The sequence below is a fragment of the Paraburkholderia sp. ZP32-5 genome (assembly GCF_021390495.1).
Taxonomy (GTDB): Bacteria; Pseudomonadota; Gammaproteobacteria; order Burkholderiales; family Burkholderiaceae; genus Paraburkholderia.
Genome location: NZ_JAJEJP010000001.1, coordinates 940,241 through 966,085, shown reverse-complemented (window position 1 = coordinate 966,085; position 25,845 = coordinate 940,241). Strand labels below are relative to the sequence as shown.

Sequence of the window (25,845 nt, the reverse complement as noted above, 5' to 3'; positions counted from 1 at the left end):
TTCATATGCCTCTCGATCAAACGGAACGAAAGAATCTTTCGCACCGTCTATACGCGGCACTGGTGCTGCCGCTCAAGCCGGATTACTCGATTGACGAAACCGGATTGCGCCGTCTGGTGCGCTACTTCGCCGACAATCAACGGTTCGCGCCGCTCGGCGGCCTGATCGCGAACGCGGAAGCCGGTGAGATCTTCTACATGACGCGCGACGAGAAGCGTCGAGTGCTCGACATCATCATCGATGAAGTCGCGGGCAAAATGCCGGTGCTCGCCGGCACGTTCGCGTGGACGACGGCGGAAACCGTGGCCACGGCACAGGACGCGAAAGCCGCAGGCGCAAGCGGTATCTTCGTGATTCCGCCGGCGGGTTCGCTCGATGTATCCGGCGCGTGGGATTCCGTGCGCTATCCGGAAGTGTGGCTGGATCAGATCAAGGCGCAGGATGCAGCCGTTGACATGCCCATTTTCGTGCATGCCGTCGCGCCGCTTTCCCAGCCGTGGGGTATCGGCCTGCCGCTCGCACCGACATTGCAGTATTGCCGCGAAGTGCCGAACATCGTGGGCTGGAAGACCACGTACGCTTATCCAGGGCATCGTCTGCTTTCGCGTGGTATGCGCGATCACGCGCCGCAAGTCGCCTTGCTGTGTTCCAGCGCGCACTTCTTTCACGAATATCTCGCGGTCGGCAACATGGACGGCACGATCAGCGGCTCGTGGAACTATGCACTCGAGCCGATGCTCGACCATATCGACGCGTGCCGGCGCGACGATATAAAGGAAGCGCGCCAACTGTGGAATGGCGGAATGGTTCGTCTGCACGAGTACATCTATTCGGAACCTGGCCGCTTGCACATCCGCTACAAGATCGCGGCATGGATGCGTGGCCTCGTTGATCTGCCATTCATGCGCGAGCCGATGCCGAAGCCGCGTGTCGAGGAAGTGAACACGATCCGTCAACTTATGTTGAACAGCGGCATCGACGCGGTACGCACCGCCGCGGACATCGGCCTGTAGATTCGTGCGAGTACCTGTTTAACTCTAAACAGGTACTACAAAAGCAGTAGCCATCAAAAGAACGGTATTACCGTCGATAATAAAGAGACAATTAAATGAAGAAGATCTTTTTCAGCTACGGGCTGGTATTACTCAGCACGTCCGCCCTCGCACAATCCTCCGTCACGCTGTATGGCAGTCTCGATATGGGCGTGGACTTCAATACCAATTCGAAAGGAAGTCACCTTGTTCAGGCAGTTGCGGGTAAGCGTCAGCCTGATCGCTTTGGATTTCTTATCCGTGAAGACCTGGGTGGCGGCACGGCAGCTGTCGCCAGACTCGAATCCGGATTTCTGACAGGTACTGGCGCGTCGATCAGCCCGACCAGTTTTTTCAACCGTTACGCGTACGTGGGGCTGACTAATAACAGCTACGGTACCGTGACGATGGGCAATATTCCGGACTACGTGTACGAATACATCGGCGCACTCAATAACGCCGTGCCCGGTATTTCATCGTTCTACACGACAGGCAATCTCGACGGTCTTGCCAACACGCGTGCGCTGAACAACTCCGTCAAATACGAGTCGCCGGACTTCTATGGCTTCCAGTTCGGTTTGATGAATGCGTTCGGCAATCAGGCAGGCGACTTCAGTTCGGGACGGCAGTACAGCATCGGTGCGAAGTACTGGCACGGTCCCGCGAAAGTCAGCTTCGCCTATTCGATGTCACACGACCGGACCGCGGACCTGTTCGGTATCTTCGGCGTGACGTCCGTACTTGGTCAAAAGTTGGGGACGGGCGTGCTGTTCAACGCTGACCGATACAGCACGCTCGCGATTGCCGGTTCATACCAGATTGACCGCTTCCTGCCCCACCTCACATACACCGATGTCAAACTCACCAATTCGGAAGGCAGCGTCCGCGAGCGCAATTATCAGGGCGGCGTGAATATGGATCTGACCGGTACTCACGAGTACATTCTCGGGCTTTCGTACAATCGCTCGATCTTCCAGGAGCTGACGTTCAACCAGTACAACGTGTTTCTGGACTGGTACCTGTCGAAGTCAACTGAGCTGTATGCGGGCGTCGGACTTGAACGCGCGTCAGGGCCGAACGCACATGCGGCACAGTTCGGCTATCAGGTCTCTACTTCGGACAGCCAGACGATTGGCCGTGTCGGTATCCACCACCTGTTTTGACCGCAAGCGGTTATCGGCTATGATCCTCGCAGGGCTACAACCTGCCTGATGGTCGTCTAATCTTTCATCGTCAGCAGTGATCCGGTACATGACCAAAAATACAACAGAAAGTGCGCGCGTTCGTGAAATGCCGCTCGGAGTACGCGAACGGAACAAACTCGAGAAGCGCGACCGGATCATGGCAGCTGCACGTGCAATGTTCATTGAGAAAGGCTACGAAGCAGCGACGACGCGAGAAATTGCGGCCCGTGCCGACGTTGCCATCGGCACGGTTTTTGTCTATGCGAAGGACAAGCGCGATTTGCTGTTGATGATCGTCAATGACGATCTGGACGCAGTAACCAACCGGACGTTTGCCGACATCGACGTGAGCGCGCCGCTGCTCGATCAGGTCATGGCGTTCTATCGGAAGCGTTATCAATATTGGGCGACTGAGCCTCGCATTTCGCGCGCCGCCGTGCAGGAGACATTTGACTTCCTGTCGGCGTCTCCCGAACGCGGTGCGCAGACGCTGCGGTTCTACGCCAGACGTTCACACGTGATGAGCATGCTGTCCGAACTGATTTCCGCCAGACAACGCGCGGGTGAAATTTCGACGGAACATTCCGCCGATCTGATTGCTTCGCTGCTGATGACGATCTATCTGACGGAAGTGCGCCGCTGGCTTGCCGCAACCGAGAACCCCGAGGTCCGGACAGGTTTGGCTCACCTGAGAAAGATGCTTTCGCTGGCGATGAGCGGAATTTATGGTGGTAAAAGCGGCGGCTAGCGTTTTGCCCGTTGATAGCCCAAAAACAAAAAGCCCCTGATTTTTCAATCAGGGGCTTTTTGATGAATTTGGCGGAAAGGGTGGGATTCGAACCCACGGTACGGGGAAACCGTACGCCTGATTTCGAGTCAGGTACATTCGACCACTCTGCCACCTTTCCGGGTATTCCAACTGGCTATTGCTTTGTCGGATCCAAGCGGGTCGTTGCTCGGGAGAAAAAGATTATAAAACAGTTCGAATCAGTTCTCCAAGCCCCTCGGCGAAAAAACTTCTAAAAACTTTCCGAGAGGCCTGGACGCCGCCAGCGACGTTCAAGCGGCCGGCACTTCCAGCCGCTCGACGCCGCCAAGGTACGGCCGCAGCGCTGCGGGCACCGTCACGGAGCCATCGGCGTTCTGGAAATTCTCCAGCACGGCGACGAGCGTGCGGCCCACCGCAAGGCCCGAACCGTTCAGCGTATGCACGAGCTCCGGCTTGCCCTGCGCATTGCGATAACGCGCCTGCATGCGACGCGCCTGGAACGACTCGGTATTCGAGCAGCTCGAGATCTCGCGATAGGTGTTCTGCGCCGGCAGCCACACTTCGAGGTCATAGGTCTTCGAAGCGGAGAAGCCCATGTCGCCTGTGCACAGCGTGATCACTCGATACGGCAATTCGAGCTTCTGCAGGATCGCTTCCGCATGGCCGACCATCTGCTCGAGCGCGTCGTACGATGCGTCCGGCGCGACGATCTGCACCATCTCGACCTTGTCGAACTGATGCTGGCGGATCATGCCGCGCGTGTCGCGGCCGTACGAGCCCGCTTCCGAACGGAAGCACGGCGAATGCGCGGTCAGCTTGATCGGCAGCGCGTCCGCTTCAACGATGCTCTCGCGCACGGTGTTCGTCAGCGAAATCTCCGACGTCGAAATCAGATACTGCGTGACCGTGCTGTCGCCGCCGCCCTTCTCGACGCGGAACATATCGTCCGCGAACTTGGGCAGTTGGCCGGTGCCGTACAGGATGTCCGGATTGACGATGTACGGCGTGTAGATCTCGGTATACCCGTGCTGCTGCGTATGCGTGTCGATCATCAACTGCGCGAGCGCGCGATGCAGCCGCGCAATCTGACCACGCAGCATCGTGAAGCGCGCACCGGACAGCTTCGCGCCGGTCTCGAAATCGAGCCCGAGCGGCGTGCCGACATCGACGTGATCCTTGACCTCGAAATCGAATTGACGCGGTGTGCCCCAGCGGCGCACCTCGACGTTATCCGCTTCGTCGCGGCCCGCCGGCACGCTGTCGTGCGGCAGATTCGGCACGCCGAGCAGCAGATCCGACAGACGCTTCTGGATCTCGTCGAGCTTCACCGCCGACGCCTTCATCTCGTCGCCGATACCGCCGACTTCAGCCATCACGGCCGACGTGTCTTCGCCGCGCCCTTTCATCGCGCCGATCTGCTTCGACAGGCTGTTGCGGCGCGCCTGCATTTCTTCGGTACGGGTCTGGGTATCGCGGCGTTCCGCTTCGAGCGCGGTAAAGGCGGCGACGTCGAGGGTATAGCCGCGGTCGGCGAGGCGCTTCGCGACGCCGTCGAGGTCTTTGCGCAGCAGCTGGATGTCGAGCATGGGATGGGACGGGTGTTCGTTGTATGAAACCGCGATTTTAGCGCACCGGCGTGTCGCTAAAACCAAAGCCGGAGCCTCAGCCCTTCTTCGGCCGGTTCTCCGCGCGCCACTGCGCGTCCAGCTCGGCGAGCCGCGCCAGCTTCTCGCCGATCTTGCCTTCGAGGCCGCGCGGCGTCGGCGTGTACCAGCGCGGCTCGCGCATGCCGTCCGGCAGATAGGTTTCGCCGGCCGCGTACGCATCGGGTTCGTCGTGCGCGTAGCGGTAGTCGTGACCGTAGCCGAGCTCTTTCATCAGCTTGGTCGGCGCGTTGCGCAGATGCACCGGCACCGCGCGCGACTGGTCCTTGCCGACGAAGCGGCGTGCCTCGTTGTACGCGTTGTAGCCGGCGTTCGACTTCGGCGCGACCGCGAGGTAGATGACCGCCTGCGCCAGTGCGAGTTCGCCTTCGGGCGAGCCAAGGCGCTCGTAGGTCTCGGCGGCGTCGAGCGTGATGCGCGCGGCGCGCGGGTCGGCGAGGCCGATGTCCTCCCACGCCATCCGCACGATGCGGCGCGCGAGGTAGCGCGGGTCCGCGCCGCCGTCGAGCATCCGGCAGAACCAGTACAGCGCGCCGTCCGGATTGCTGCCGCGCACCGATTTATGCAGCGCGCTGATCTGGTCGTAGAACGCGTCGCCGCCCTTGTCGAAGCGGCGCAGGTTTTCGGCAAGCGCGCTGCCGAGCAACGTGCCGTCGATTTCCGTGGTTTTTTGCTGCGCGGCCGCCCGCGCGACGATTTCGAGGTTGTTCAGCAGCTTGCGGCCGTCGCCGTCGGCGGAGCCGATCAGCGCAGTGCGTGCTTCATCGGTAAACGTGAGGCCGCCGAGTTCCTGCTGTGCGCGTTCGAGTAGTTCGCGCTGCTCGTCGTCGGTCAGGCTTTTCAGCACGTAGACCGCCGCGCGCGACAGCAACGCACTATTCACCTCGAACGACGGATTTTCGGTCGTAGCTCCTACGAACACGAACAGGCCCGATTCGACGTGCGGCAAGAACGCGTCCTGCTGGCTCTTGTTGAAGCGATGCACTTCATCGACGAACACCAGTGTCTGATGACCGTTCGCGCGATGGATCTGCGCGGTCTCGACCGCCTCGCGGATATCCTTCACGCCCGACAGCACCGCCGACAGCGCGATGAACTGCGCGTGAAACGCATCGGCCATCAGCCGTGCGAGCGTGGTCTTGCCGACGCCGGGCGGGCCCCACAGGATCATCGAATGGGCTTCGCCGGACTCGAACGCAACCCTGAGCGGCTTGTTCGGGCCGAGCAGATGCGTCTGGCCGATCACTTCGTCGATATTGCGTGGCCGCAGGCGTTCGGCGAGCGGAACATTGGCACGGGTTTCTTCAAACATGACGTTTTGGGGATAATCTCGGCTTTTCCAGTCATTCGCGGGCGCCGCAGGGCAGCGCGACGGCAGGCCGGACAAGCGCAAAGCCTTGCGCGCAAAGGCGAGGCACAGGCAAAGCCCAGGTGAAGACGCGGGCAACGTCCTGCATTATGACAGTCACGGCGGCCGGGTGATGGCCGCACGGCGCGTGCCGGGCACACGCTGCCCCGCAAACGGCGTACCGCGCGGATACCACGGCAAGGTTCACAGCAACACCAACAGGAACAACATCAGATGGCACAAGATTCAGTCGCCGGCGAAGCCGGTTCCACCTACGCGCCGCTCACGCCGGTGCCCGAAGCGCGGCGCGAGTTTCGCACCAGCGACGCGTTCGCGCTGTGGTTCTCGCTCGGCATCGGCCTGCTCGTCGCGCAGGCGGGCGCGCTGCTGGTGCCGGGGCTGTCGCTGCCGCACGCGCTCGTCGCGATCGCGCTCGGCAGTGTGATCGGCGTCGTGCTGCTCGCGCTCGCGGGCGTGATCGGCACCGACACCGGACTCGCGGCGATGTCGTCGCTGCGTCCGACGCTCGGCGTGCGCGGCGCGTCGGTGCCGGCGGTGCTGAACATGGTGCAACTGGTCGGCTGGGGCTCGTTCGAGGTGATCGTGATGCGCGATTCCGCCGACGCGCTCGCGAAGCAGGCATTCGGCCTGTCGATGCCGCTCGTGTGGACCGTGATCTTCGGCGTGCTCGCGACGCTGCTCGCGATCAGCGGTCCGCTGTCGTTCGTGCGGCGCTTTCTGCGTACCTGGGGCATCTGGCTGCTGCTCGCCGGCGCGCTGTGGCTCACGTGGAACCTGCTCGCGCGCCACAATCTCGCGGACATGATGCGTCGTCCGGGCACCGGCGAAATGTCGTTCGGCGGCGCAATCGACCTCGTGGTCGCGATGCCGCTGTCGTGGCTGCCGTTGATCGCCGACTACACGCGCTTCGGCCGCCGCGCCGGCGACACGTTCCGCGGCACGCTCGCGGGCTACGGCATCGCGAACATCTGGTTCTATGCGATCGGCGCGATCTACGGCCTCGCGGCGGGCGGCGGCGATGCGCTGTTGACCGGCGCGCTCGCACAGGCCGGCGGCGGTCTCGCGCTGCTGCTGATCCTGATCGACGAAATCGACAACGCATTCGCCGACATCCATTCGGCCGCGGTCTCGACCGGCACGTTCTGGACGCGCGCAAGCGTGCCGTTGCTGTCGGCCGCGTTCGGCGCGCTGTGCACGCTGATCGCGCTGCTCGTGCCGATGGCGAAGTATCAGAACTTCCTGCTGCTGATCGGTTCGGTGTTCGCGCCGCTGTTCGGCGTCGTGCTGATGGATCACTTCGTCGTGCGCAAGCGCCGCATCGAAGCTACCGTACTCGCCGACGTGCGCGGCCGCTATGGCTTCTCGGGCGGCTGGCATCTGAGCGCGTTCATCGCGTGGGCAATCGGCATCGGCGCGTACCAGGTGATCAATCAGTGGCTGCCGAATCTCGGCGCGACGCTGCCTTCGCTCGCGATCGGCGCACTGTGCTACTTCGTGTTCGTGTCCACGCGCAAAACCGCTTACGCGTAACTGATTTGCCGGCGCGCTTTCGCGCGGAGGAATTGCAAAGAGCGCGGTCCGCCAGTTCGTATCTGGCGGACCGCATTGCGGCGCCGGCATCGGAAAGGATCGCGTATTTGTCGGATTTTTCCAGCGCACTCGCACTAAAAGCAGCTGATGCGCTAATTCCTGAATGGCCGATATCGCTGTGATAGCGCGCCGTAAAAAGCGCGTCTTTTTTCTCGCCGGCTGAAACCGATTTACGGCCTTATCTTTTCGCCGCTTTACGCTTGCGGGATTCGACTTTGCGACAAAGGTCCGTCAGCAGCCAACGCGCCACAGTCTCTGGGCGGTTCGGCGCGTACGACGCGAATTTGGTTTCGTTTTCGAAATGAACGACGACGGAGCCCGTCATCACACGGTAGGTACCGGCATAGTTCACACCGTCCAGCTCCACGCTTAATGGGTGCGTGGTTTCGTATTCTGCGAAAGTCAAGGTAAAAGCGAAATGTCTTGAAAGGATCAGCTTATTATCCCTGTGATCCTCTCAAAGTCAAAAACATATGCAATTTTTTGCATATTGAATTGGTTACGCTTTAATTCGATACACATTTCGCCGCAAAATGCATCAGAGTTAAATCTGTATATAGGGACAATCCCTTTACCAGCGTATTTCGCTTTTATTGCCGCTCATACGCGGGCGCATCGGAAAACCGCGCGAGCGCACGATTGCCTTCCCGATGAGCCTCGGCTTCGTCGCTAAACGTTTCCTCGCTGTAGGCGACGACCTTGAAGCCGCTGCCGACTGCCCGCGGAACCGTGATACCCCAATGCCAGCCGCCTTCCTGCTCGAAAACATGCAGCGACGGGGACGACCGTAAATTCTGTACCGAAGACAAGTTCATGACATGCCTCACCCTTCCAAACATTCGAAGCAACTACTGACTTCGACCAGTGTAGGCGTTATCTTGTTGCGTCGCAGCAAAAAAATGTCAAATAGTGCAGACAAAAGCCTGGAAGTTTCGGAACGCTTACACCAACCCATACGTGAAATACCGCGCGTTCCAGTCTCGCACTAATCGATGAGGTCTGCTGAAACAGCCGACCATCCGCTATGGTGGCCGCCGCCGCGCCAACAAAAAGCCGCGCTCGAAGGCGCGGCTTCGTCGCCATTCGTATAGCGCGAACTTGTCACGCCAACGATCGAGCTTACCCGTTGATCACATCCGCGCCCTTCGGCACTGTGAACTTGAACGTGTCGGCCGGCAATTGTGGATTCTTCTGAATGTTGGAGAACGTCAGCAACGTCACGTTGCCGAACACATCGTGCAATTCCATCGCTTCGAGATTGCCGTCCTTGAAGCCAATGCCGACGCGCTCGAATTGCGTGTCCTTCGCCTTGGGCGTCAGTTCGAGCCAGTCGATGCCGGCCTTCACGCCCGCGTCATGCAACGTGAAGTTCTTGTCGAGATCGTTGCTGCCGAACAGGATCGCCGCCGGGCTCGCGCCGAGCGCATTGCCGAGCGTGCGCACGGTGACCTGGTTCAGATCCTTGTCGTACACGTACAGCTTGTCGCCGTCCGCCTGCAGCAATTGCGAATAGGGCTTTTCGTATTGCCAGATGAATTTGCCGGGCCGCGCGAACGTGAACGAACCGCTCGACGTGGTCGGCTTGTTCGCGCCCATGGTGGGGAGCGCGCCGCTCGCGCTTTGCGCCTTGCTCGGCGCGCGCACTTCCTGCTGTACGAAGGTGCCGCGTGCCGAATGAACCTGCGCGACGAATGCCTTCAATTGCTCGGTACCACTCGCGAATGCCTGCGAGGCGATGAGCAGCGACGCGCCGATCGCGAGGCTGGCAGCGCCGTGCGCGAAACGGCGCACGAGCTGATCGAGGCCGCCAGATTGACGCTTTCGAGCATCCTGCTGTGCGAATGCGTGCATAGGGTTTCTCCGTTGATTGGATTCGGTGAAGGGCTGCGCCGGAGCGGTGTGCCGTGGGAACAGTGAGCGTGAGCGGCCTCTCGGTGTCACGCGCCGAGTCACGCGTTATCGAGCCGTATCGAGCGGTTCCGGGGCGCGACAGCGGCGGCAAAGGTCGGCGGCAAAGATCCGAGGCTTATTCGGTTTCGCGCTCGCGCGCCGGGGCCAGAATCTCGCGATTGCCGTTCGACGACATCGCCGACACCACGCCCGAATTCTCCATCTGTTCGAGCAGACGCGCGGCGCGGTTATAGCCGATGCGCAAGTGCCGCTGCACCAGCGAAATCGACGCACGGCGGTTTTTCAGCACCACGTCGACCGCCTGGTCGTATAGCGGATCCGACTCGCCATCGGTCGAAGCGGTTCCCGGCGTGCCTTCATCGCCCTCGCCGCCGACACCGCCCTCGAGAATTCCCTCGATGTAATTCGGCTCGCCCTGCTCCTTGAGCTTGTCGACGACGCGATGTACTTCGTCATCCGACACGAATGCGCCGTGCACACGCACCGGCAGCCCGCTGCCCGGCGGCAGATACAGCATGTCGCCCATGCCGAGCAGCGACTCCGCGCCCTGCTGGTCGAGAATCGTGCGCGAGTCGATTTTCGACGACACCTGGAACGCCATCCGCGTCGGCACGTTGGCCTTGATCAGGCCGGTAATCACATCGACCGACGGACGCTGCGTCGCGAGAATCAGGTGGATGCCGGCCGCGCGCGCCTTCTGCGCGATCCGCGCGATCAGCTCTTCGACCTTCTTGCCGACGACCATCATCAGGTCGGCCAGTTCGTCGATCACGATCACGATGTTCGGCAGGCGCGTCAGCGGTTCCGGTTCATCCGGCGTCAGGCTGAACGGATTCGGCAGCTTCTCCTCGCGCTTGGCCGCATCGTCGATCTTGTTGTTGTAGCCGGCGAGGTTGCGCACGCCGAGCTTGCTCATCAGCTTGTAGCGCCGCTCCATTTCGGCGACCGCCCAGTTCAGCGCATGGCCGGCCTGGCGCATGTCGGTGACGACCGGACACAGCAGATGCGGAATCCCCTCATAGACGCTCATTTCGAGCATCTTCGGATCGATCAGGATCATGCGCACCTGCTCGGCGCTCGCCTTGTACAGCAGCGACAGGATCATCGCGTTGATACCGACCGACTTGCCCGAACCGGTCGTACCGGCGACCAGCAGGTGCGGCATCTTCGCGAGGTCCGCGCACACCGGCTTGCCGCCGATGTCCTTGCCGAGGCCCATCGTCAGCGGCGACGCGGCGTCCGCATAGACGGCCGAGCCGAGAATCTCGGACAGGCCCACCGTCTGGCGGCGCTGGTTCGGCAGCTCGAGCGCCATGTAGTTCTTGCCCGGAATCGTTTCGACCACGCGGATCGACACGAGCGACAGCGAACGCGCGAGGTCTTTCGCGAGATTGACGATCTGGCTGCCCTTCACGCCGGTAGCCGGCTCGATTTCGTAGCGCGTAACGACCGGGCCTGGGTAAGCTGCGACCACGCTCACATCGACACCGAAGTCCTTCAGCTTTTTCTCGATCAGACGCGACGTGAATTCGAGCGTGTCCGCGGAAATGGTTTCCTGCGCGGCGGGCGCGGGATCGAGCAGCGAGATCGGCGGCAGTGTGGAGTCGCCCGGCAGATCGGTGAAGAGCGGCACCTGCCGTTCCTTTTCGACGCGCTCCGACTTCACCGGCGTGACGACCGGCGGCACGATCACCACCGGCTCGTGTTCCTCGATGCGCACACGGCCCTTCTCGACCTTGCCCTCGCGCTTGACCGCGGCCGCTTCGCCGAGCTTGCGGTCGCGCCCGGCCTCGCGGCGCAGTTTCGCGAACGTCACCGCGGAAATGATCGACTCGCCGACCCGCTCGGCGACCGAGAGCCACGAAAAGCGGAAATACAGCGACAACCCGATCGCAAGCCCGAGCAGCAGCGCGAGCGTGCCGCCGGTAAAGCCGAGCGCGTGCGACACCCCGCGCGCGACAGCCTCGCCGATCACGCCGCCCGGCGCGCGCGGCAACTGCACCTTCAGCGACCACATCCGCAGCGCCTCGATGCCGTTGCACGACAGCAGCACGAGCAGGAACGCGAACGCGTCCGCCAGCCAGCTGACGCCGCGCGGCGCGTCGTCGTCCCGCGGCTCTTCGTGGCGGGTGATGCGTTTGTAGTTCGCGGAGATATGGCGGCCGAGCAACACGATCCACCAGTAGGCGGACAGGCCGAACAGCAGCAGCAGAATATCGGACGTCCACGCACCGACGCGGCCCGCCCAGTTGGAGATATGGTCGACTTGCGCGGCGTGGGTCCAGCTCGGATCGTGCCTGCTGTAGCTGACGAGCGACATCAGCAAAAAAACGCCGAGCGCCACCTGCAGAATCCAGCGGATTTCGGTGAAAAGGCGCGACATGCGGTGCGGCAATGCCTGCGCGCTCGCGGAATAAGGAGCTTTTGCCATTGATCCTGTTCTGGGGTAGCCAATTCAGGCTGAACTGCCACCGGCAGCGGAACCCCGAGCCTTGCCGCGCGCGGCTGCGGGCCCGTCTCCCGGCTACCGGAAACTTCGATCCGGCCTATTGTAAACGCTGCGCCTCACGCAAGGCTGTAAATGACGGTAACTTGGCCGTATCGCCACACGGGCGTCACGGCAATGCGCGCCGCCACGCTATCGCGGTGATCGGAAAGCTTCATGGCGCAGCCGCGCGCCCCGCCCTTTATAATGCCGCACTGACACCCATCTACAGTTTCAGCTCAAAAACGCACGGCCTCGCAACGGCGAGCCGCGCGCCGTACAAGGATTCGATCATGCCCGCAACAGCAACGAAACACGCCAAGGTTCTGATTCTCGGTTCCGGCCCTGCCGGCTACACGGCGGCGGTCTACGCGGCACGCGCCAACCTGTCGCCGGTACTCGTCACGGGCCTCGCGCAAGGCGGCCAGCTGATGACCACGACCGACGTCGAAAACTGGCCGGCCGACGCCAACGGCGTGCAAGGCCCGGAACTGATGGCGCGCTTTCTCGAGCACGCCGAGCGCTTCAACACCGAAATCATCTTCGACCATATCCACACGGCCAAGCTGGATGAAAAGCCGATTCGCCTGATCGGCGATTCCGGCGAATACACGTGCGATTCGCTGATCATCTCGACCGGCGCGTCGGCGCAATACCTCGGTCTGCCGTCGGAAGAAGCGTTCATGGGCAAGGGCGTGTCCGCCTGCGCGACCTGCGACGGCTTCTTCTACAAGCAGCAGCACGTGGCCGTTGTCGGCGGCGGCAATACCGCGGTCGAAGAAGCGCTCTATCTGGCCGGTATCGCGAAGAAGGTGACCGTGATCCATCGCCGCGACAAGTTCCGCGCCGAGCCGATCCTGATCGACCGCCTGCTCGCGAAGGAAAAGGAAGGCATCGTCGAGATCAAATGGAACCATACGCTCGACGAAGTGACCGGCGACCAGTCCGGCGTGACCGGCCTGCGCATCAAGCACACGCAGACCGGCGAAACCACCGACATCGCGCTGCAAGGCCTTTTCGTCGCGATCGGCCACAAGCCGAACACCGACATCTTCGCGGGCCAGCTCGAGATGAAGAACGGCTACATCATCACGAAGGGCGGCCTGAACGGCTTCGCGACCGCGACCAGCGTGCCGGGCGTGTTCGCCGCAGGCGACGTGCAGGACCACGTGTATCGTCAGGCGATCACGAGCGCCGGCACTGGCTGTATGGCCGCGCTCGACGCTCAGCGCTATCTGGAGACCATCGACGAGATGGCTGGCGAACACGCGATGAGCCAGGAAGCGGAGCGCTGATCCGCGGCGCGTGATCACGACGCGGGATCACCACGTCGGATCACGACAGCGAGTGCGACGGTAAAATGGCGGTGGGGCAAAGCCCGGCCGTCTCGATTGCAGATAAAGGCCGCGGCTGAAAAGCTGGCGGCCTTTTTTGTGCTCATCGCGTTTGCGTCGCATGTTGGCGAGCTTTCGCGGCTGCGATCGCCGCGTGGTTTCGCGCGTTAACCATTGATTCGCCCGCAAACCGATGCGCCTGATGCATCGCGGGGCCCGCCCCGCACCACCGATCGACCTTCCCGCGTGTACTGCCGATATGCCGAAGAATCAGCCACATCCGAACGAACCGAAACGCCCGCGCACCGCTGCGCGGCCCGCGCCTGAAGCGGCCGCGCCCGCCGTCGCGCCGAAGCTCGAGCGCACGAGTGGACTTGCCGGCTTGGGCGCGCTGCGCGACGCGCTAAAAGGCGATGCGCAGCGGCGCGAACGCGAACAGGCCGTCGCGAAAGCGGCCCAGCGCGAAGCGGCGGCCGACGCCGATATGTTCCGCCGCGAAATCGGCGAAGTCGCGCCGCTCGCAGTGCCGCCGCGCGCATCGGTGACGCGCAATCCCCCGCCGCCGCTGCCGGTGCAAACCTTGCTCGACGAAGAGGCGGTGCTGCACGAAGCGATTTCCGACGAGTTCGATCCCGAAGTGCTGCTCGAAACCGATGAAACGCTGTCGTATTGCCGCCCCGGCGTGAGCCGCGACGTCGTGCGCAAACTGCGGCGCGGCGACTGGATCGTGCAGGCGCAGATCGACCTGCACGGCATGCGGCGCGAGGAAGCGCGCGAAGCGCTCGCGGAATTCATCCGCGAATCGGTGAAGCGCGGCTTGCGCTGCCTGCGCGTGATCCATGGCAAGGGTTTGGGGTCGATCGGCAAGGAACCGGTATTGAAGGGCAAGGTGCGCGCGTGGCTCGTGCAGAAATCCGAGGTCATCGCGTTCTGCCAGGCGCGCCCGCACGACGGTGGCGCGGGTGCGGTGGTCGTGCTGCTGCAGCCGGGAGCGTTGCCGTCGCATGGGGTTCAAGCGGCGGGTCAAACGAAGGGCTGAACGGGCTGAGGGACTGTCGATTTTCGCCATCGCTGCTCGTCGTCAGGTAAACGGCCGCTGTGGCCGTCGCGCTGTGACCGCCGTGAGCGTCGTCACCCGCGCACCGTTCGCTGCAACCACCGGAGGTGATCGCGATGCCCCTGCAACTGTTTGCCCACCCGTTCTCTTCGTACTGCCAGAAGGCGCTGATCGCGCTCTACGAAAACGACACGCCGTTCGAGATGCGCGTGCTCGCGCCCGACAACCCCAGCGCCATGGCCGAACTCGCCGCGCGATGGCCGCTGAAGCGCTTTCCGATACTCGTCGATGACGGCCGGACCGTGGTCGAGTCGAGCATCATCATCGAATATCTGGGCCTGCATTATCCGGGCCCCGTCGCACTGGTGCCCGCCGACCCGCGCGCGGCGCTCGACGTGCGCGGCATGGATCGCTTCTTCGACAACTACATTTCGACGCCAGTGCAACGGATCGTCTACGACAGCCTGCGCGCCGACACGGAGCACGACCCGCGCGGCGTCGCCGATGCGCGCGCCGCGCTTGAGACCGCCTATGCATGGCTCGACCAGCACATGGCCGGGCGCGAATGGGCCGCCGGCATGAGCTTCAGCCTCGCGGACTGCGCCGCCGCGCCGTCGTTGTTCTACGCCGACTGGACGCATGCGATCGATCCGGCCTTCACGCACGTACATGCCTATCGGCAGCGGCTGCTCGCGCGGCCGTCGTTCGCGCGCGCGGTCGACGAAGCGCGACCGTATCGATCGTTCTTTCCGCTTGGCGCGCCCGATCGCGACTGAGCACGGCAAGGACACGACAAACCCGACGAATCCGGCGAAAGCGGGCGCGGCGGCGATACCAACAGCAACGACCGCAGCGGGCAGGCGCGCACCACGGCCGCCCCCTCGGAGACAACACGTTTTCCTCGCGGTAGACTTCGTCTTTTCGCAAGCGCGTCCCGCCCTTGCCCCGGCTCACCACTCACAAGGCAGACCATGGACCGTTTCGAAGCGATGGAGATATTTACGCGTGTGGTCGAAGCGAACAGCTTCACCAAAGTATCCGAATCGCTCGACCTGCCACGCGCAAAGGTCAGCCGCACGATCCAGGCACTCGAAGAACACGTCGGCGTGCGGTTGCTGAACCGCTCGACCCGCCAGGTCAGCGTGACCGAAGACGGCGCGGCGTTCTACGAACGCTGCGTGACGATTCTCGCGGATGTCGCCGACGCCGAATCGTCGCTGTCGAACAAGCGCGAGAATCCGGCCGGCACGATTCGCGTCGATACGTCCGGCACGCTTGCGCGCGCGCTGCTGCTGCCCGCGCTCGACGACTTCTACCGCCAGTATCCGCAAATCGACGTGCGCCTCGGTCTCGCGGATCGCAATATCGACCTGATCCAGGACGGTGTCGATTGCGTGATCCGCATGGGCACGCCCGAGGAATCGAGCCTCGTCGCGCGGCGTATCGGGCTCGCGCGGATCGTCACGTGCGCATCGCCCGCATATCTGGAGAAGTTCGGCACCCCCACCACGCTCGAAGAACTCGCCGAACATCGCGCGGTGAACTACGTGTCCGCGCGCAGCGGCAAGACTTTCCCGTTCGAATATCAGGTGAACGGCGAAATCGAACGGGTACAGATGACGAGCACGCTCGCGGTCAACGACGGCTCCGTGTACATCGGCGCGGCCGTGCTCGGCCACGGCATCATCCAGCCGTCGCGCTTCATGGTCGCCGAGCTGATCGAGCAAGGCGCGTTGCAGGAAATTCTCGGCAACTACACGAGCCCCGGCACGCCGCTGTCGGTCCTCTACGCGCACCGCCGCAATCTGAGTTCGCGGCTGCGCGCGTTCATCGAATGGGTCAGCGAACTCGCGCGCAACAATCCGGACCTGAGTCTGGAGGACGCGGCATAACGCGTTGGCGTTGACGTCGTTGGCGTTGGCGCCCGCACGCACCGCGCGCGCCGCACCCAAAAACAAAGCCCCATGCGCTATTCAACGCATGGGGCTTTTCCTTTGCGAAGCGAAGGATCTAACGCTTACGCAATCCGCTCTTCATTGCTCGGATCGAATAGCACCGCCTTCGACGTATCGAACAGCAGCGTCGTGGTCATCGTCGGCTGCGGGTTCGATGCCGGGTGCACGCGGCTCACCACGCGCTTGCCGTTGATCTGCGCGAACACCAGCGTATCCGGACCGGTCGGCTCGATCACATCGACCAGCACGTCGACCGGCTGCAGCTTCGAGTCGTCGCCGTGCGCGCCGCGCGCATCGGTGATGCGCTCCGGACGCAGGCCCAGAATCACATTGGCGCCGATATGCGAGCGCACCTTCGACGACTCGAACGGCAGCACCAGCACCTTGCGCGCGACACCCGTATCGAGTTCGATGCCGACGCCCGAGCCCTGCTCGACCAGCTTGCCTTCGATGAAGTTCATCGGCGGCGCGCCGATGAAGCCCGCGACGAACAGGTTCGACGGCGAATCGTAGATGTCCTGCGGCGCGCCGAACTGCTGGACGATGCCGTCCTTCATCACCGCGATGCGGTCGCCGAGCGTCATCGCTTCGATCTGGTCGTGCGTCACGTAGACGATCGTCGTGCCGAGACGCTGATGCAGCAGCTTGATTTCGGAGCGCATCTCGATACGCAGCTTCGCGTCGAGGTTCGACAGCGGCTCGTCGAACAGGAACATCACCGGGTCGCGCGCGAGCGCACGGCCCATCGCGACGCGCTGACGCTGGCCGCCGGACAGCTGGCCCGGCTTGCGATCGAGCAGATGCTTGATCTGCAGCGTGTTCGACACGCGCTCGACGATCTGCGTCTGCTCCTGCTTCGGCACCTTGCGGATATTCAGGCCGAACGAAATGTTTTCGCGCACCGTCATCGACGGATAGAGCGCGTACGACTGGAACACCATCGCGATATCGCGATCTTTCGGCGACAGGTTGTTGACCGTCTTGCCGTCGATCTGGATCTCGCCCTTGGTCACGGTTTCGAGACCGGCAATCATGTTGAGCAGCGTCGACTTACCGCAGCCCGAGCCGCCGACCAGAATCAGGAACTGACCGTCTTCGATGTCGATATTGACACCCTTCAGAACCGGCACCCCGTTCGGGTAGGTCTTGTACACGTCACGGATGGAAAGGCTTGCCATGCTGTGAATCCTCTTCTCTGGTACTGCTTGAAAACGTCTTGTCGGGTGACGGCGGCGCGGATTCGCCGCGACGCCGCCGCTCTACGATGAGTTAGCGCTTCATTTAGCCCTTCACCGCGCCCGCGGTCAGGCCGCGCACGAAGTAACGTCCGGCGATGATGTAGACGAGCAAGGTGGGCAGCGCCGCGATGATCGCGCCGGCCATGTCCACGTTGTATTCCTTGACGCCGGTCGAGGTGTTCACGAGGTTGTTCAGCGCCACCGTGATCGGCATCGAATCGACGCCGGAGAACACGATACCGAACAGGAAGTCGTTCCAGATCTGCGTGAATTGCCAGATCAGGCACACCATGAAGATCGGCAGCGACACCGGCAGCAGGATCTTCGTGAAGATCGTGAAGAAACCCGCGCCGTCGATCCGCGCGGCCTTCACGAGCTCAGCCGGAATGCTGACGTAGAAGTTGCGGAAGAACATCGTCGTGAACGCGATACCGTAGATCACGTGCACCAGCACCAGACCGGTCGTCGTGTTCGACAGGCCCATCATGCCTTCGAAGCGCGCCATCGGCAGCAGGATCGCCTGAAACGGAATGAAGCACCCGACCAGCAGCATCGTGAAGATCGGATCCGCGCCGCGAAAACGCCAGTGCGTGAGTACATAACCGTTGAACGCGCCGATGATCGACGAGATCAGCACGGCCGGAATCACCATGCGCACCGAGTTCATGAAGAACGGCTGCATGCCGTCGCAGCGCACGCCGGTGCAGGCGCCGCTCCATGCCTTGAGCCACGGATCGATGGTCCAGTGGGTCGGCGGTGTGAGCAGGTTGCCGGTGCGCAGCTGGTCGATGTCCTTGAACGACGTCGACAGCATCACGTACAGCGGAAACAGGAAATACAGGGCGAACAGGATCAGGGCCGCGTAAATGACGGCACGGCTCATCGTCATCTTAGGCTGCATTGCGCGTGCTCCTCGATTCCAGATACATCAGCGGCACGAGCACGGCCACGACGGTGGCGAGCATCATCATCGACGATGCCGCGCCGACGCCGAGCTGCCCGCGATTGAACGAAAACGTGTACATGAAGATGGCCGGCAGCGACGACGACGTGCCCGGGCCGCCCGCGGTCAGCGCGACCACGAGGTCGAAGGTCTTGATCGTGATGTGGCAGAGAATCAGTAGCACGGAGAAAAACACCGGGCGCATGCTCGGAATCACGATCTTGCGATAGATGGTCGGCAGCCCCGCGCCGTCGATCTGCGCGGCCTTGAAGATTTCGCCATCGACACCGCGCAGCCCCGCGAGGAACAGCGCCATCACGAAGCCGGTGGATTGCCAGACCGCCGCGATCACGATACAGAAGATCGCTTTATCCGGGTCGCCGAGCCAGTTGAACGAGAAGCTCGTCCAGCCCCAGTCGTGGAACACTTTCTCGATGCCGATGCTCGGCGTCAGAATCCACTGCCACGCGGTACCGGTCACGATGAACGACAGCGCCATCGGGTACAGGAACACCGCACGCAGCGCGCCTTCGTTGCGAATCTGCTGATCGAGCAGGATCGCGAGAAACAGACCGAGTCCGATACAGATCGCGATGAACGGAATGCCGAACCAGCCGAGGTTCTTGGCCGAGGTCCAGAACACGTCGTTGTCGAACAGTTCGCGATAACGCTCGAGGCCGGCGAACTCGAAACGGGGCATCAGCCGCGACGTAGACAGCGACAGATAGCCGGTGATTGCGATAAAGCCGTAGACGAAGATCAGGCTGATCACGACGCTGGGCGCGAGCACCAGCTTCGGAATCCAGCGATCGGCGAGGGCCGCCGTGGGCGACGCGCGGCGGGTGGCGGCAGCCGTTTTCCCGTTTCCGCTGATAGAAGCAGTCACTACTCGACTCCTGCTGAAACTGTGCCGTGTGGCTCACCGCCTACGCAAGATGCGGGACCGCAACAGCATGGGTGTGACTCGATGAAACCAGAGTGAAGCCGCCTCGCGCCTCACGTTGCCGCAACGCTCGACGCGATACGACATGCGGTACGACGTGCGGTACAAGGCGGCCCGAAGGACACACCCGGCGTTTCACTGCAAGCCGCCGGGCGCAACGCTTCGCCTTACTTCACTTACTTGGTCTTCGCTGCCTTCGCGAGCGCCTGAACCGCGGTCTTCGAATCTTCCTGCGAGTTCATGAACTTCGTGACGACGTCGGAGATCGCGCCGGCAGCAGCGTCCGGTTGAGCCATGCCGTGAGCGAGCGACGGCACATAGCCGCCTGCCTTGATCGCGACCTGCTCATCCGCGTACGACTTCTTCGCGCAGTCGTCGAACTTGTCCATCGGCACGCCGAGACGCACCGGGATCGAGCCCTTGTACAGGCTGAACTGCTCCTGGAATTCCGGCGACATGATCGTCTTCGCGAGCGCGAGCTGGCCCGGCGTCGCGGCCTTCTGGCCCTTCTGCTGGAAGAACACGAACGAGTCGACGTTGAACGTGTAGCCCTTGTCGGTGCCCGGTACGACCGCGCAGATGAAGTCGCTGCCCGACTTCTTGCCGGCGTTGGTGAATTCGCCCTTCGCCCAGTCGCCCATGAACTGCATGCCGGCCTTGCCGTTGATGACCATTGCCGTTGCCAGGTTCCAGTCACGTCCGGTGCGGCCCGCGTCGAAGTAGCCCTGGATTTTGCGCACGGTGTCGAACACGCCAATCATCTTGTCGGAGGTCAGCGTCTTCTCGTCGAGGTCGACCAGTGCCTTCTTGTAGAAGTCCGCGCCTTGCGACAGCACGACGTCTTCCCACAGCGTCAGGTCCTGCCACGGCTGGCCGCCCATCGCGATCGGCTGGATGCCCGCGGCTTTCATCTTGTCAGCCACCGCGAAGAATTCAGGCCACGTGGTCGGCACCTTGCCGCCGGCCTTATCCAGCGCTGCCTTGTTGATATACAGCCAGTTCACGCGATGCACCGAGAACGGCGCGGCGACATAGTGGCCGTCCGCATGCATGATCTTGTCGATTTCCGGCGGCAGGTTCTTTTTCCAGTCGCCGGCGACCGGGTCGATCGGCACCAGCACGCCCTGCGAAGCCCAGTCCTGGATCAGCGGACCCTTGATCTGCGCGGCGCTCGGTGCGTTGCCCGAGATCACCTGCGTCTTCAGTGCCGTCATGGCAGCCGCGCCGGCGCCGCCCGCAACCGCGAAGTCCTTCCACGTGTAGCCCTGCTTCGTCATGTCGTCCTTGAGGACGCCGACGGCCTTCGATTCGCCGCCCGAAGTCCACCAGTGCAGCACTTCGACCGACTCGGCGGCCTGCACGGCCGACACGCCACACATCAGACCCGCAGCGCACAGAGCGCCCATGATCGCGCGAAATTTCATTGCTTATCTCCTCCAGACACCTGAACAAAAAACGAATGGCCCCTGATGTCGCCAGGGTGCTGTGGTTGGTTCAAACAGGCAAAGCACTGGGCGATCGAGCATGGTCGGGCGCATGCGCGACGGCATGCGCCGGCGGACCGATGTCCGGCCGCTGGACGCTCAAGAGGTGAGTGGTTCGGGATGCAACTGACTGTCTCCTCTTTTGATTTTTGCCTGCCCGCGTCGCGCGGCAGACTCGAGGTACTTCCTGCACCGATCCGATGCCTGCCGTTACGCAAGCAGCGGGTAACGACCCCGCAGGCCGGTCGGCAAGCGCGGCCCCTGTCTATTAACATGCGGGGGACGCCTGCCGATTCGCAAAAACGCGCATCCCGCCTGAACAGCGCACGCTTTTTTCATCGAATTAGCGCTACCTCTTGATTTGGATTGTAGTTAAACTACAATTCAGTGTCAAAAAATATTTTATCGGACTACGGTCGCTCTTTTCGGTCAGCGCGCGGCACTGCGCGGTCGTACCGGTTCGGCTCGGCGGCCCTTCAGGACATCGACGGAGACTCATGCAAACCGATTCAAGCTTCACCTTCGTTCTCTTCGGCGGAACCGGCGATCTGTCGATGCGCAAGATCCTGCCCGCGCTGTTCGAAGCGCACCGTGCCGGCTGCATGCTCGCCGACAGCGGCAAGATCGTGGCGGTGGCGCGGCACGTGGCGGATCGCGGCGAATACCTGCAATGGGTCGACGAACACGTCAAACCCCACGTATCGAAGAACGGTGTGGACGAAGGCGCGTGGACGAGCTTCCTCGCACGCATCGAGTTCGCGAAGATCGATCTCGGCAAGCCGGAAGACTTCGTGCATCTGCGTGATGCAGTGCAGGACCTGCCCGGCATCCGCGTGTTCTACCTGGCGACCGGTCCGTCGCTGTTCGTGCCGATCTGTCATGCGCTTGCTTCGGTCGGGCTCAATACCAATGCGCGCATCGTGCTCGAAAAGCCGCTTGGTTACGATCTGAAATCTTCGAATGCCATTAACGATGCGGTCGGCGAGATCTTCGCGGAAGAGCAGATCTACCGGATCGACCACTATCTCGGTAAGGAGCCGGTGCAGAACCTGCTCGCGCTGCGCTTCGGCAATGCGCTGTTCGAGCCGCTGTGGCGCCGCGAATGGGTCGAGAGCATCCAGATTACGATCGCCGAGGAGCTGGGCGTCGAGGCGCGTGGCGATTTCTACGACAATACCGGCGCGCTGCGCGACATGGTGCAGAACCACCTGTTGCAATTGCTGTCGATCGTCGCGATGGAGCCGCCCCACTCGATGGATTCGGACTCGGTGCGCGACGAGAAGCTGCGCGTGCTGCGCGCGCTAAAACCCGTCGATCCCCAGGAAATCGGCAAGGTTGCGGTGCGTGGCCAGTATCATTCGGGCGTGATTCGCGGCACCACGGTGCCGGCCTACGCGACCGAGCACGGCGTCAAACCCGATAGCTCCACCGAAACTTTCGTCGCGCTTAAAGTCGAGATCGAGAACTGGCGCTGGGCCGGTGTGCCGTTTTTTCTGCGCACGGGCAAGCGGCTGGCGGATCGGGTCGCCGAGATCGTCGTGAATTTCCGTCCGGTGCCGCATTCGGCGCTCGGCGCTCCGGCGCTGCGCGCGGGCGCGAACCGCCTCGTGATCCGCCTGCAGCCGAACGAGACGATTCGTCTGTACTGTCTGGCGAAGCAGCCCGGCGAGGGCATGAACCTCGCGAGCGTGCACCTCGATCTCGCGTTCGATCAGTTCTTCCGCGAAGGACAGATGGAGGCGTATCAGCGGCTGCTGCTCGACGTGATCCACGGCCGGCTCGCGCTGTTCGTGCGGCGCGACGAACAGGAAGCCGCGTGGCGCTGGGTCGAGCCGATCCTGAACGAATGGCAGGCCTCGCACAAGCCGCCCAAGCCGTATGCGGCGGGCACGTGGGGACCGGCCGCGGCAAGCGCGATGCTCGCGCAGCACGGCACCTGCTGGCTCGAGGAAGAGAATTGACGTTGATGAATTTGAATTGATGGACGGCGTCGCGCGATATTGGCAACAATCTGGCAACAATCGCGGCAGCACTTCGCAGCGGCAATTCGCGCGGCGCCGGCAGGACCCCACCGACGAACTGAACGGAATCGCGCCGGTATCGTGTAAGACGTCTGCAAGCCCCCCGCATCGCAAACGTCACGCGAAAGCAGCAACGCTGATTCCGCAGGCCTAACAAGAAAGCAGCACGGAGGAGAAGTGATCCAGCTTAACGCTTTCGACGACCAGCGCGCCCAATCCGACGCGCTGGCGAAAGCGGTGGGCGACGCGCTACATGCGTCGCTTGCCGCGCAGGCGGCCGCCACCGGCACCTCATCAAACCCGGGCGCGCGCCCGGCCATGCTGGCCGTATCCGGCGGCACCAGCCCGCGTCCGTTCCTCGAGACGCTGTCCACCCAGGCGTTCGACTGGCCGCGTATCGCGATCACGCTGGTCGACGACCGCTGGGTGCCGGAGAGCGACAGCGCGAGCAACGCGCAACTCGCGCGCGCCACGCTGCTGCAGAACGCCGCGCGCAACGCGACGTTCTGGCCGCTGGTCGACACCACCCAGGAGCTCGATGCGCACGTCGCCGCGCTGAACGCGGATGCACGCTTTGCCGCGGTACCCGACGTCGTGGTGCTCGGCATGGGCGAGGACGGCCATACCGCATCGATCTTCGCGGATTCGCCCGAATGGGATCACGCGATCACCACGACCGAGCGCTTCGTCGCCGTGCACCCGGGTGCCGCACCGCACGCGCGCGTGAGCTGGTCGCTTTCCGCGCTGAAGGAAGTGAAGCATCTGTTTCTGCTGATCGCTGGACCGCGCAAGATGGACGTGCTCAATGCAGCCGCCGCTTCGCTACAAAAAAATGCCATCTCGCAGTTGGCAAACGACAAGGGAGTGAGACTCGATGTCTACTGGTGTGCAAACTAAAGCAATGCCGGGCGCGGGCCAGCACGCCGACGGACCGAGACTGCTGGCCGACATCGGTGGCACCAATGCACGCTTCGCGCTCGAAACACGCCCTGGTGAAATCGGCTCGGTGCAGGTCTATCCGTGCGCGGACTATCCGGGTGTTGCCGAAGTCATCAAGAAGTATCTGAAGGACATGAAGATCGGCCGCGTCAATCACGCGGCGATCGCGATCGCGAACCCGGTCGACGGCGACCAGGTCAGCATGACCAATCACGACTGGACCTTTTCGATCGAAGCGACGCGCCGGGCGCTCGGTTTCGACACGCTGCTGGTCGTCAACGATTTCACCGCGCTGGCGATGGCGCTACCCGGCCTGACCGACGCGCAACGCGTGCAGGTAGGCGGCGGCGCGCGCCGGCCGAACAGCGTGATCGGCCTGCTCGGCCCCGGCACCGGCATGGGCGTATCGGGCCTGATTCCCGCCGACGACCGCTGGATCGCGCTCGGCAGCGAAGGCGGCCACGCCACCTTCGCGCCCGCCGACGAGCGCGAGGACATCGTGCTGCAATACGCGCGCAAGAAGTGGTCGCACGTGTCGTTCGAACGCGTGGCCGCGGGCCCCGGCATCGAGGTGATCTACCGCGCGCTCGCGGGCCGCGACAAGAAGCGCGTGGCAGCCAACGTCGACACCGTCGAGATCGTCAAACGCGCGCTCGAAGGCGAGCCGCTCGCGGCCGAATCGGTCGACGTGTTCTGCGGCATTCTCGGCACCTTCGCCGGCAATATCGCGGTGACGCTCGGCGCGCTCGGCGGCATCTATATCGGCGGCGGCGTGGTGCCGCGGCTCGGCGAATTCTTCGCGCGCTCGTCGTTTCGCAAGCGCTTCGAGGCAAAGGGCCGCTTCGAGGCGTATCTGCAGAGCGTGCCCACCTATGTGATCACCGCCGAATACCCGGCCTTTCTCGGCGTCTCGGCGATTCTCGCCGAGCAGTTGTCGAATCGCGCGGGCGGCAGTTCGTCGGCGGTGTTCGAGCGGATTCGCCAGATGCGCGACGCGCTGACGCCGGCCGAGCGCCGCGTCGCCGATCTCGCGCTGAATCATCCGCGCTCGATCATCAACGATCCGATCGTCGATATCGCGCGCAAGGCGGACGTGAGCCAGCCGACCGTGATCCGCTTCTGCCGTTCGCTCGGCTGCCAGGGTCTGTCGGACTTCAAGCTGAAGCTCGCCACCGGTCTGACCGGCACGATTCCGGTCAGCCACAGCCAGGTGCATCTGGGCGACACCGCGACCGACTTCGGCGCGAAGGTGCTCGACAACACGGTGTCGGCGATTCTGCAGTTGCGCGAGCATCTGAACTTCGAGCATGTGGAGCGCGCGATCGATCTGCTGAACGGCGCGCGGCGTATCGAGTTCTACGGGCTCGGCAACTCGAACATCGTCGCGCAGGACGCGCACTACAAGTTCTTCCGCTTCGGCATTCCGACGATCGCCTACGGCGACCTGTACATGCAGGCGGCCTCCGCCGCGTTGCTCGGCAAGGGCGACGTGATCGTCGCGGTATCGAAGTCGGGACGCGCGCCCGAGCTGCTGCGTGTACTGGACGTCGCGATGCAGGCTGGCGCGAAGGTCATCGCGATCACGTCGAGCAACACGCCGCTCGCCAAGCGCGCAACGGTGGCGCTGGAGACCGATCACATCGAGATTCGCGAGTCGCAGTTGTCGATGATCTCGCGCATCCTGCATCTGACGATGATCGATATCCTCGCGGTTGGCGTGGCAATTCGTCGCGCGGTGCCGAGCGACGACGTCGCGGAGACGGTCGAGCGGGCCCGCGAAGGCGCGGACGACGACGTGAGCGCGGTGCTCGACTGGCTGAGCCACGGCGCGGCTTCGTCGGCGCGGGACTGACGCGAAGGCGGGTTCCGCTACGCTGGCGGCGAATGAGTGAGTGAGTGAACAAACCCGCGCGGTGAGCTTCGAACGC

The 25,845-nt window shown here is 62.9% G+C and carries 20 protein-coding genes and 1 tRNA gene; 11 read left to right on the top strand and 10 right to left on the bottom strand.

The genetic code is table 11. From position 1 onward, the window contains the following. Positions 1 to 5: 5 nt before the first annotated feature. The 3 genes from L0U82_RS04105 (at position 6) to L0U82_RS04095 (ending at position 2,963) form a co-directional block, all read left to right on the top strand. The gene (locus L0U82_RS04105) at positions 6 to 1,013 is read left to right on the top strand and encodes a dihydrodipicolinate synthase family protein (RefSeq protein WP_233828676.1); all 1,008 of its coding nucleotides are present in this window, start codon (positions 6 to 8) and stop codon (positions 1,011 to 1,013) included. Positions 1,014 to 1,108: 95 nt separating this feature from the next. Beyond that, complete coding sequence (locus L0U82_RS04100) at positions 1,109 to 2,194, top strand: porin (protein ID WP_233828675.1); 1,086 nt, start codon at positions 1,109 to 1,111, stop codon at positions 2,192 to 2,194. 88 nt (positions 2,195 to 2,282) lie between these two features. Next, positions 2,283 to 2,963 carry a TetR/AcrR family transcriptional regulator gene (locus L0U82_RS04095; RefSeq protein ID WP_233828673.1) on the top strand — a complete coding sequence of 227 codons (681 nt, stop codon included), beginning with the start codon at positions 2,283 to 2,285 and terminating at the stop codon, positions 2,961 to 2,963. 69 nt (positions 2,964 to 3,032) lie between these two features. Here L0U82_RS04095 and L0U82_RS04090 read toward each other — a convergent pair. The 3 genes from L0U82_RS04090 to L0U82_RS04080 form a co-directional block, all read right to left on the bottom strand. Continuing rightward, positions 3,033 to 3,123, bottom strand: a tRNA-Ser gene (locus tag L0U82_RS04090). A gap of 151 nt (positions 3,124 to 3,274) precedes the next feature. Next, on the bottom strand, positions 3,275 to 4,570 hold the full coding sequence (gene serS / locus L0U82_RS04085; protein WP_233828672.1) for a serine--tRNA ligase: 1,296 nt from the start codon (positions 4,568 to 4,570) through the stop codon (positions 3,275 to 3,277). Positions 4,571 to 4,646: 76 nt separating this feature from the next. Then, a complete protein-coding gene (locus tag L0U82_RS04080; protein WP_233828671.1) occupies positions 4,647 to 5,960 on the bottom strand; it encodes a replication-associated recombination protein A in 1,314 nt (437 codons plus the stop codon). Between the two features lie 270 nt (positions 5,961 to 6,230). On the opposite strand from L0U82_RS04080, the gene cytX reads away from it, so the two are divergent. Then, positions 6,231 to 7,547, top strand: a complete 1,317-nt coding sequence (gene cytX, locus L0U82_RS04075; RefSeq protein ID WP_233828670.1) for a putative hydroxymethylpyrimidine transporter CytX — start codon at positions 6,231 to 6,233, stop codon at positions 7,545 to 7,547. 650 nt (positions 7,548 to 8,197) lie between these two features. Here the strand turns inward: cytX and L0U82_RS04070 are convergent. The 3 genes from L0U82_RS04070 to L0U82_RS04060 form a co-directional block, all read right to left on the bottom strand. Next, positions 8,198 to 8,422: a hypothetical protein gene (locus tag L0U82_RS04070; RefSeq protein ID WP_233828669.1), complete on the bottom strand. Its 225-nt coding sequence runs from the start codon at positions 8,420 to 8,422 to the stop codon at positions 8,198 to 8,200. Between the two features lie 304 nt (positions 8,423 to 8,726). After that, positions 8,727 to 9,458, bottom strand: coding sequence for an outer membrane lipoprotein chaperone LolA (gene lolA / locus L0U82_RS04065; RefSeq protein ID WP_233828668.1), 732 nt, complete (start codon positions 9,456 to 9,458; stop codon positions 8,727 to 8,729). Between the two features lie 175 nt (positions 9,459 to 9,633). Next, positions 9,634 to 11,949: a DNA translocase FtsK gene (locus L0U82_RS04060; protein ID WP_233828667.1), complete on the bottom strand. Its 2,316-nt coding sequence runs from the start codon at positions 11,947 to 11,949 to the stop codon at positions 9,634 to 9,636. 347 nt (positions 11,950 to 12,296) lie between these two features. Between L0U82_RS04060 and trxB the strand changes: the two genes are divergently transcribed. The 4 genes from trxB to L0U82_RS04040 all read left to right on the top strand — a co-directional run bounded on the left by trxB (position 12,297) and on the right by L0U82_RS04040 (position 16,286). Continuing rightward, positions 12,297 to 13,298 carry a thioredoxin-disulfide reductase gene (gene trxB / locus L0U82_RS04055; RefSeq protein ID WP_233828666.1) on the top strand — a complete coding sequence of 334 codons (1,002 nt, stop codon included), beginning with the start codon at positions 12,297 to 12,299 and terminating at the stop codon, positions 13,296 to 13,298. Positions 13,299 to 13,596: 298 nt separating this feature from the next. Beyond that, entirely contained in the window at positions 13,597 to 14,376 is a 780-nt protein-coding gene (locus tag L0U82_RS04050; protein ID WP_233828664.1) for a Smr/MutS family protein, read from the top strand. 134 nt (positions 14,377 to 14,510) lie between these two features. Next, positions 14,511 to 15,170, top strand: coding sequence for a glutathione S-transferase family protein (locus tag L0U82_RS04045; protein WP_233828662.1), 660 nt, complete (start codon positions 14,511 to 14,513; stop codon positions 15,168 to 15,170). 195 nt (positions 15,171 to 15,365) lie between these two features. Beyond that, positions 15,366 to 16,286, top strand: a complete 921-nt coding sequence (locus L0U82_RS04040) for a LysR family transcriptional regulator (protein ID WP_233828661.1) — start codon at positions 15,366 to 15,368, stop codon at positions 16,284 to 16,286. A 125-nt stretch (positions 16,287 to 16,411) separates the two neighbouring features. On the opposite strand, the gene L0U82_RS04035 is transcribed toward L0U82_RS04040, so the two are convergent. The 4 genes from L0U82_RS04035 to L0U82_RS04020 all read right to left on the bottom strand — a co-directional run bounded on the left by L0U82_RS04035 (position 16,412) and on the right by L0U82_RS04020 (position 20,897). After that, entirely contained in the window at positions 16,412 to 17,527 is a 1,116-nt protein-coding gene (locus L0U82_RS04035) for an ABC transporter ATP-binding protein (RefSeq protein WP_233828660.1), read from the bottom strand. Between the two features lie 103 nt (positions 17,528 to 17,630). Further along, a complete protein-coding gene (locus tag L0U82_RS04030) occupies positions 17,631 to 18,488 on the bottom strand; it encodes a carbohydrate ABC transporter permease (protein ID WP_233828659.1) in 858 nt (285 codons plus the stop codon). Beyond that, a complete protein-coding gene (locus tag L0U82_RS04025; protein WP_233828658.1) occupies positions 18,478 to 19,416 on the bottom strand; it encodes a carbohydrate ABC transporter permease in 939 nt (312 codons plus the stop codon). The genes L0U82_RS04030 and L0U82_RS04025 overlap by 11 nt, the downstream gene beginning before the upstream one ends. A gap of 233 nt (positions 19,417 to 19,649) precedes the next feature. Next, complete coding sequence (locus L0U82_RS04020) at positions 19,650 to 20,897, bottom strand: ABC transporter substrate-binding protein (RefSeq protein WP_233828657.1); 1,248 nt, start codon at positions 20,895 to 20,897, stop codon at positions 19,650 to 19,652. Positions 20,898 to 21,454: 557 nt separating this feature from the next. Here L0U82_RS04020 and zwf point away from each other — a divergent pair. The 3 genes from zwf to L0U82_RS04005 all read left to right on the top strand — a co-directional run bounded on the left by zwf (position 21,455) and on the right by L0U82_RS04005 (position 25,769). Continuing rightward, positions 21,455 to 22,918 carry a glucose-6-phosphate dehydrogenase gene (gene zwf / locus L0U82_RS04015; RefSeq protein WP_233828656.1) on the top strand — a complete coding sequence of 488 codons (1,464 nt, stop codon included), beginning with the start codon at positions 21,455 to 21,457 and terminating at the stop codon, positions 22,916 to 22,918. A gap of 237 nt (positions 22,919 to 23,155) precedes the next feature. After that, positions 23,156 to 23,875, top strand: a complete 720-nt coding sequence (gene pgl / locus L0U82_RS04010) for a 6-phosphogluconolactonase (protein WP_233828655.1) — start codon at positions 23,156 to 23,158, stop codon at positions 23,873 to 23,875. Then, complete coding sequence (locus L0U82_RS04005; protein WP_233828654.1) at positions 23,853 to 25,769, top strand: bifunctional transcriptional regulator/glucokinase; 1,917 nt, start codon at positions 23,853 to 23,855, stop codon at positions 25,767 to 25,769. Before pgl ends, L0U82_RS04005 begins: the two co-directional genes overlap by 23 nt. The last annotated feature ends 76 nt before the right edge of the window (positions 25,770 to 25,845 follow it).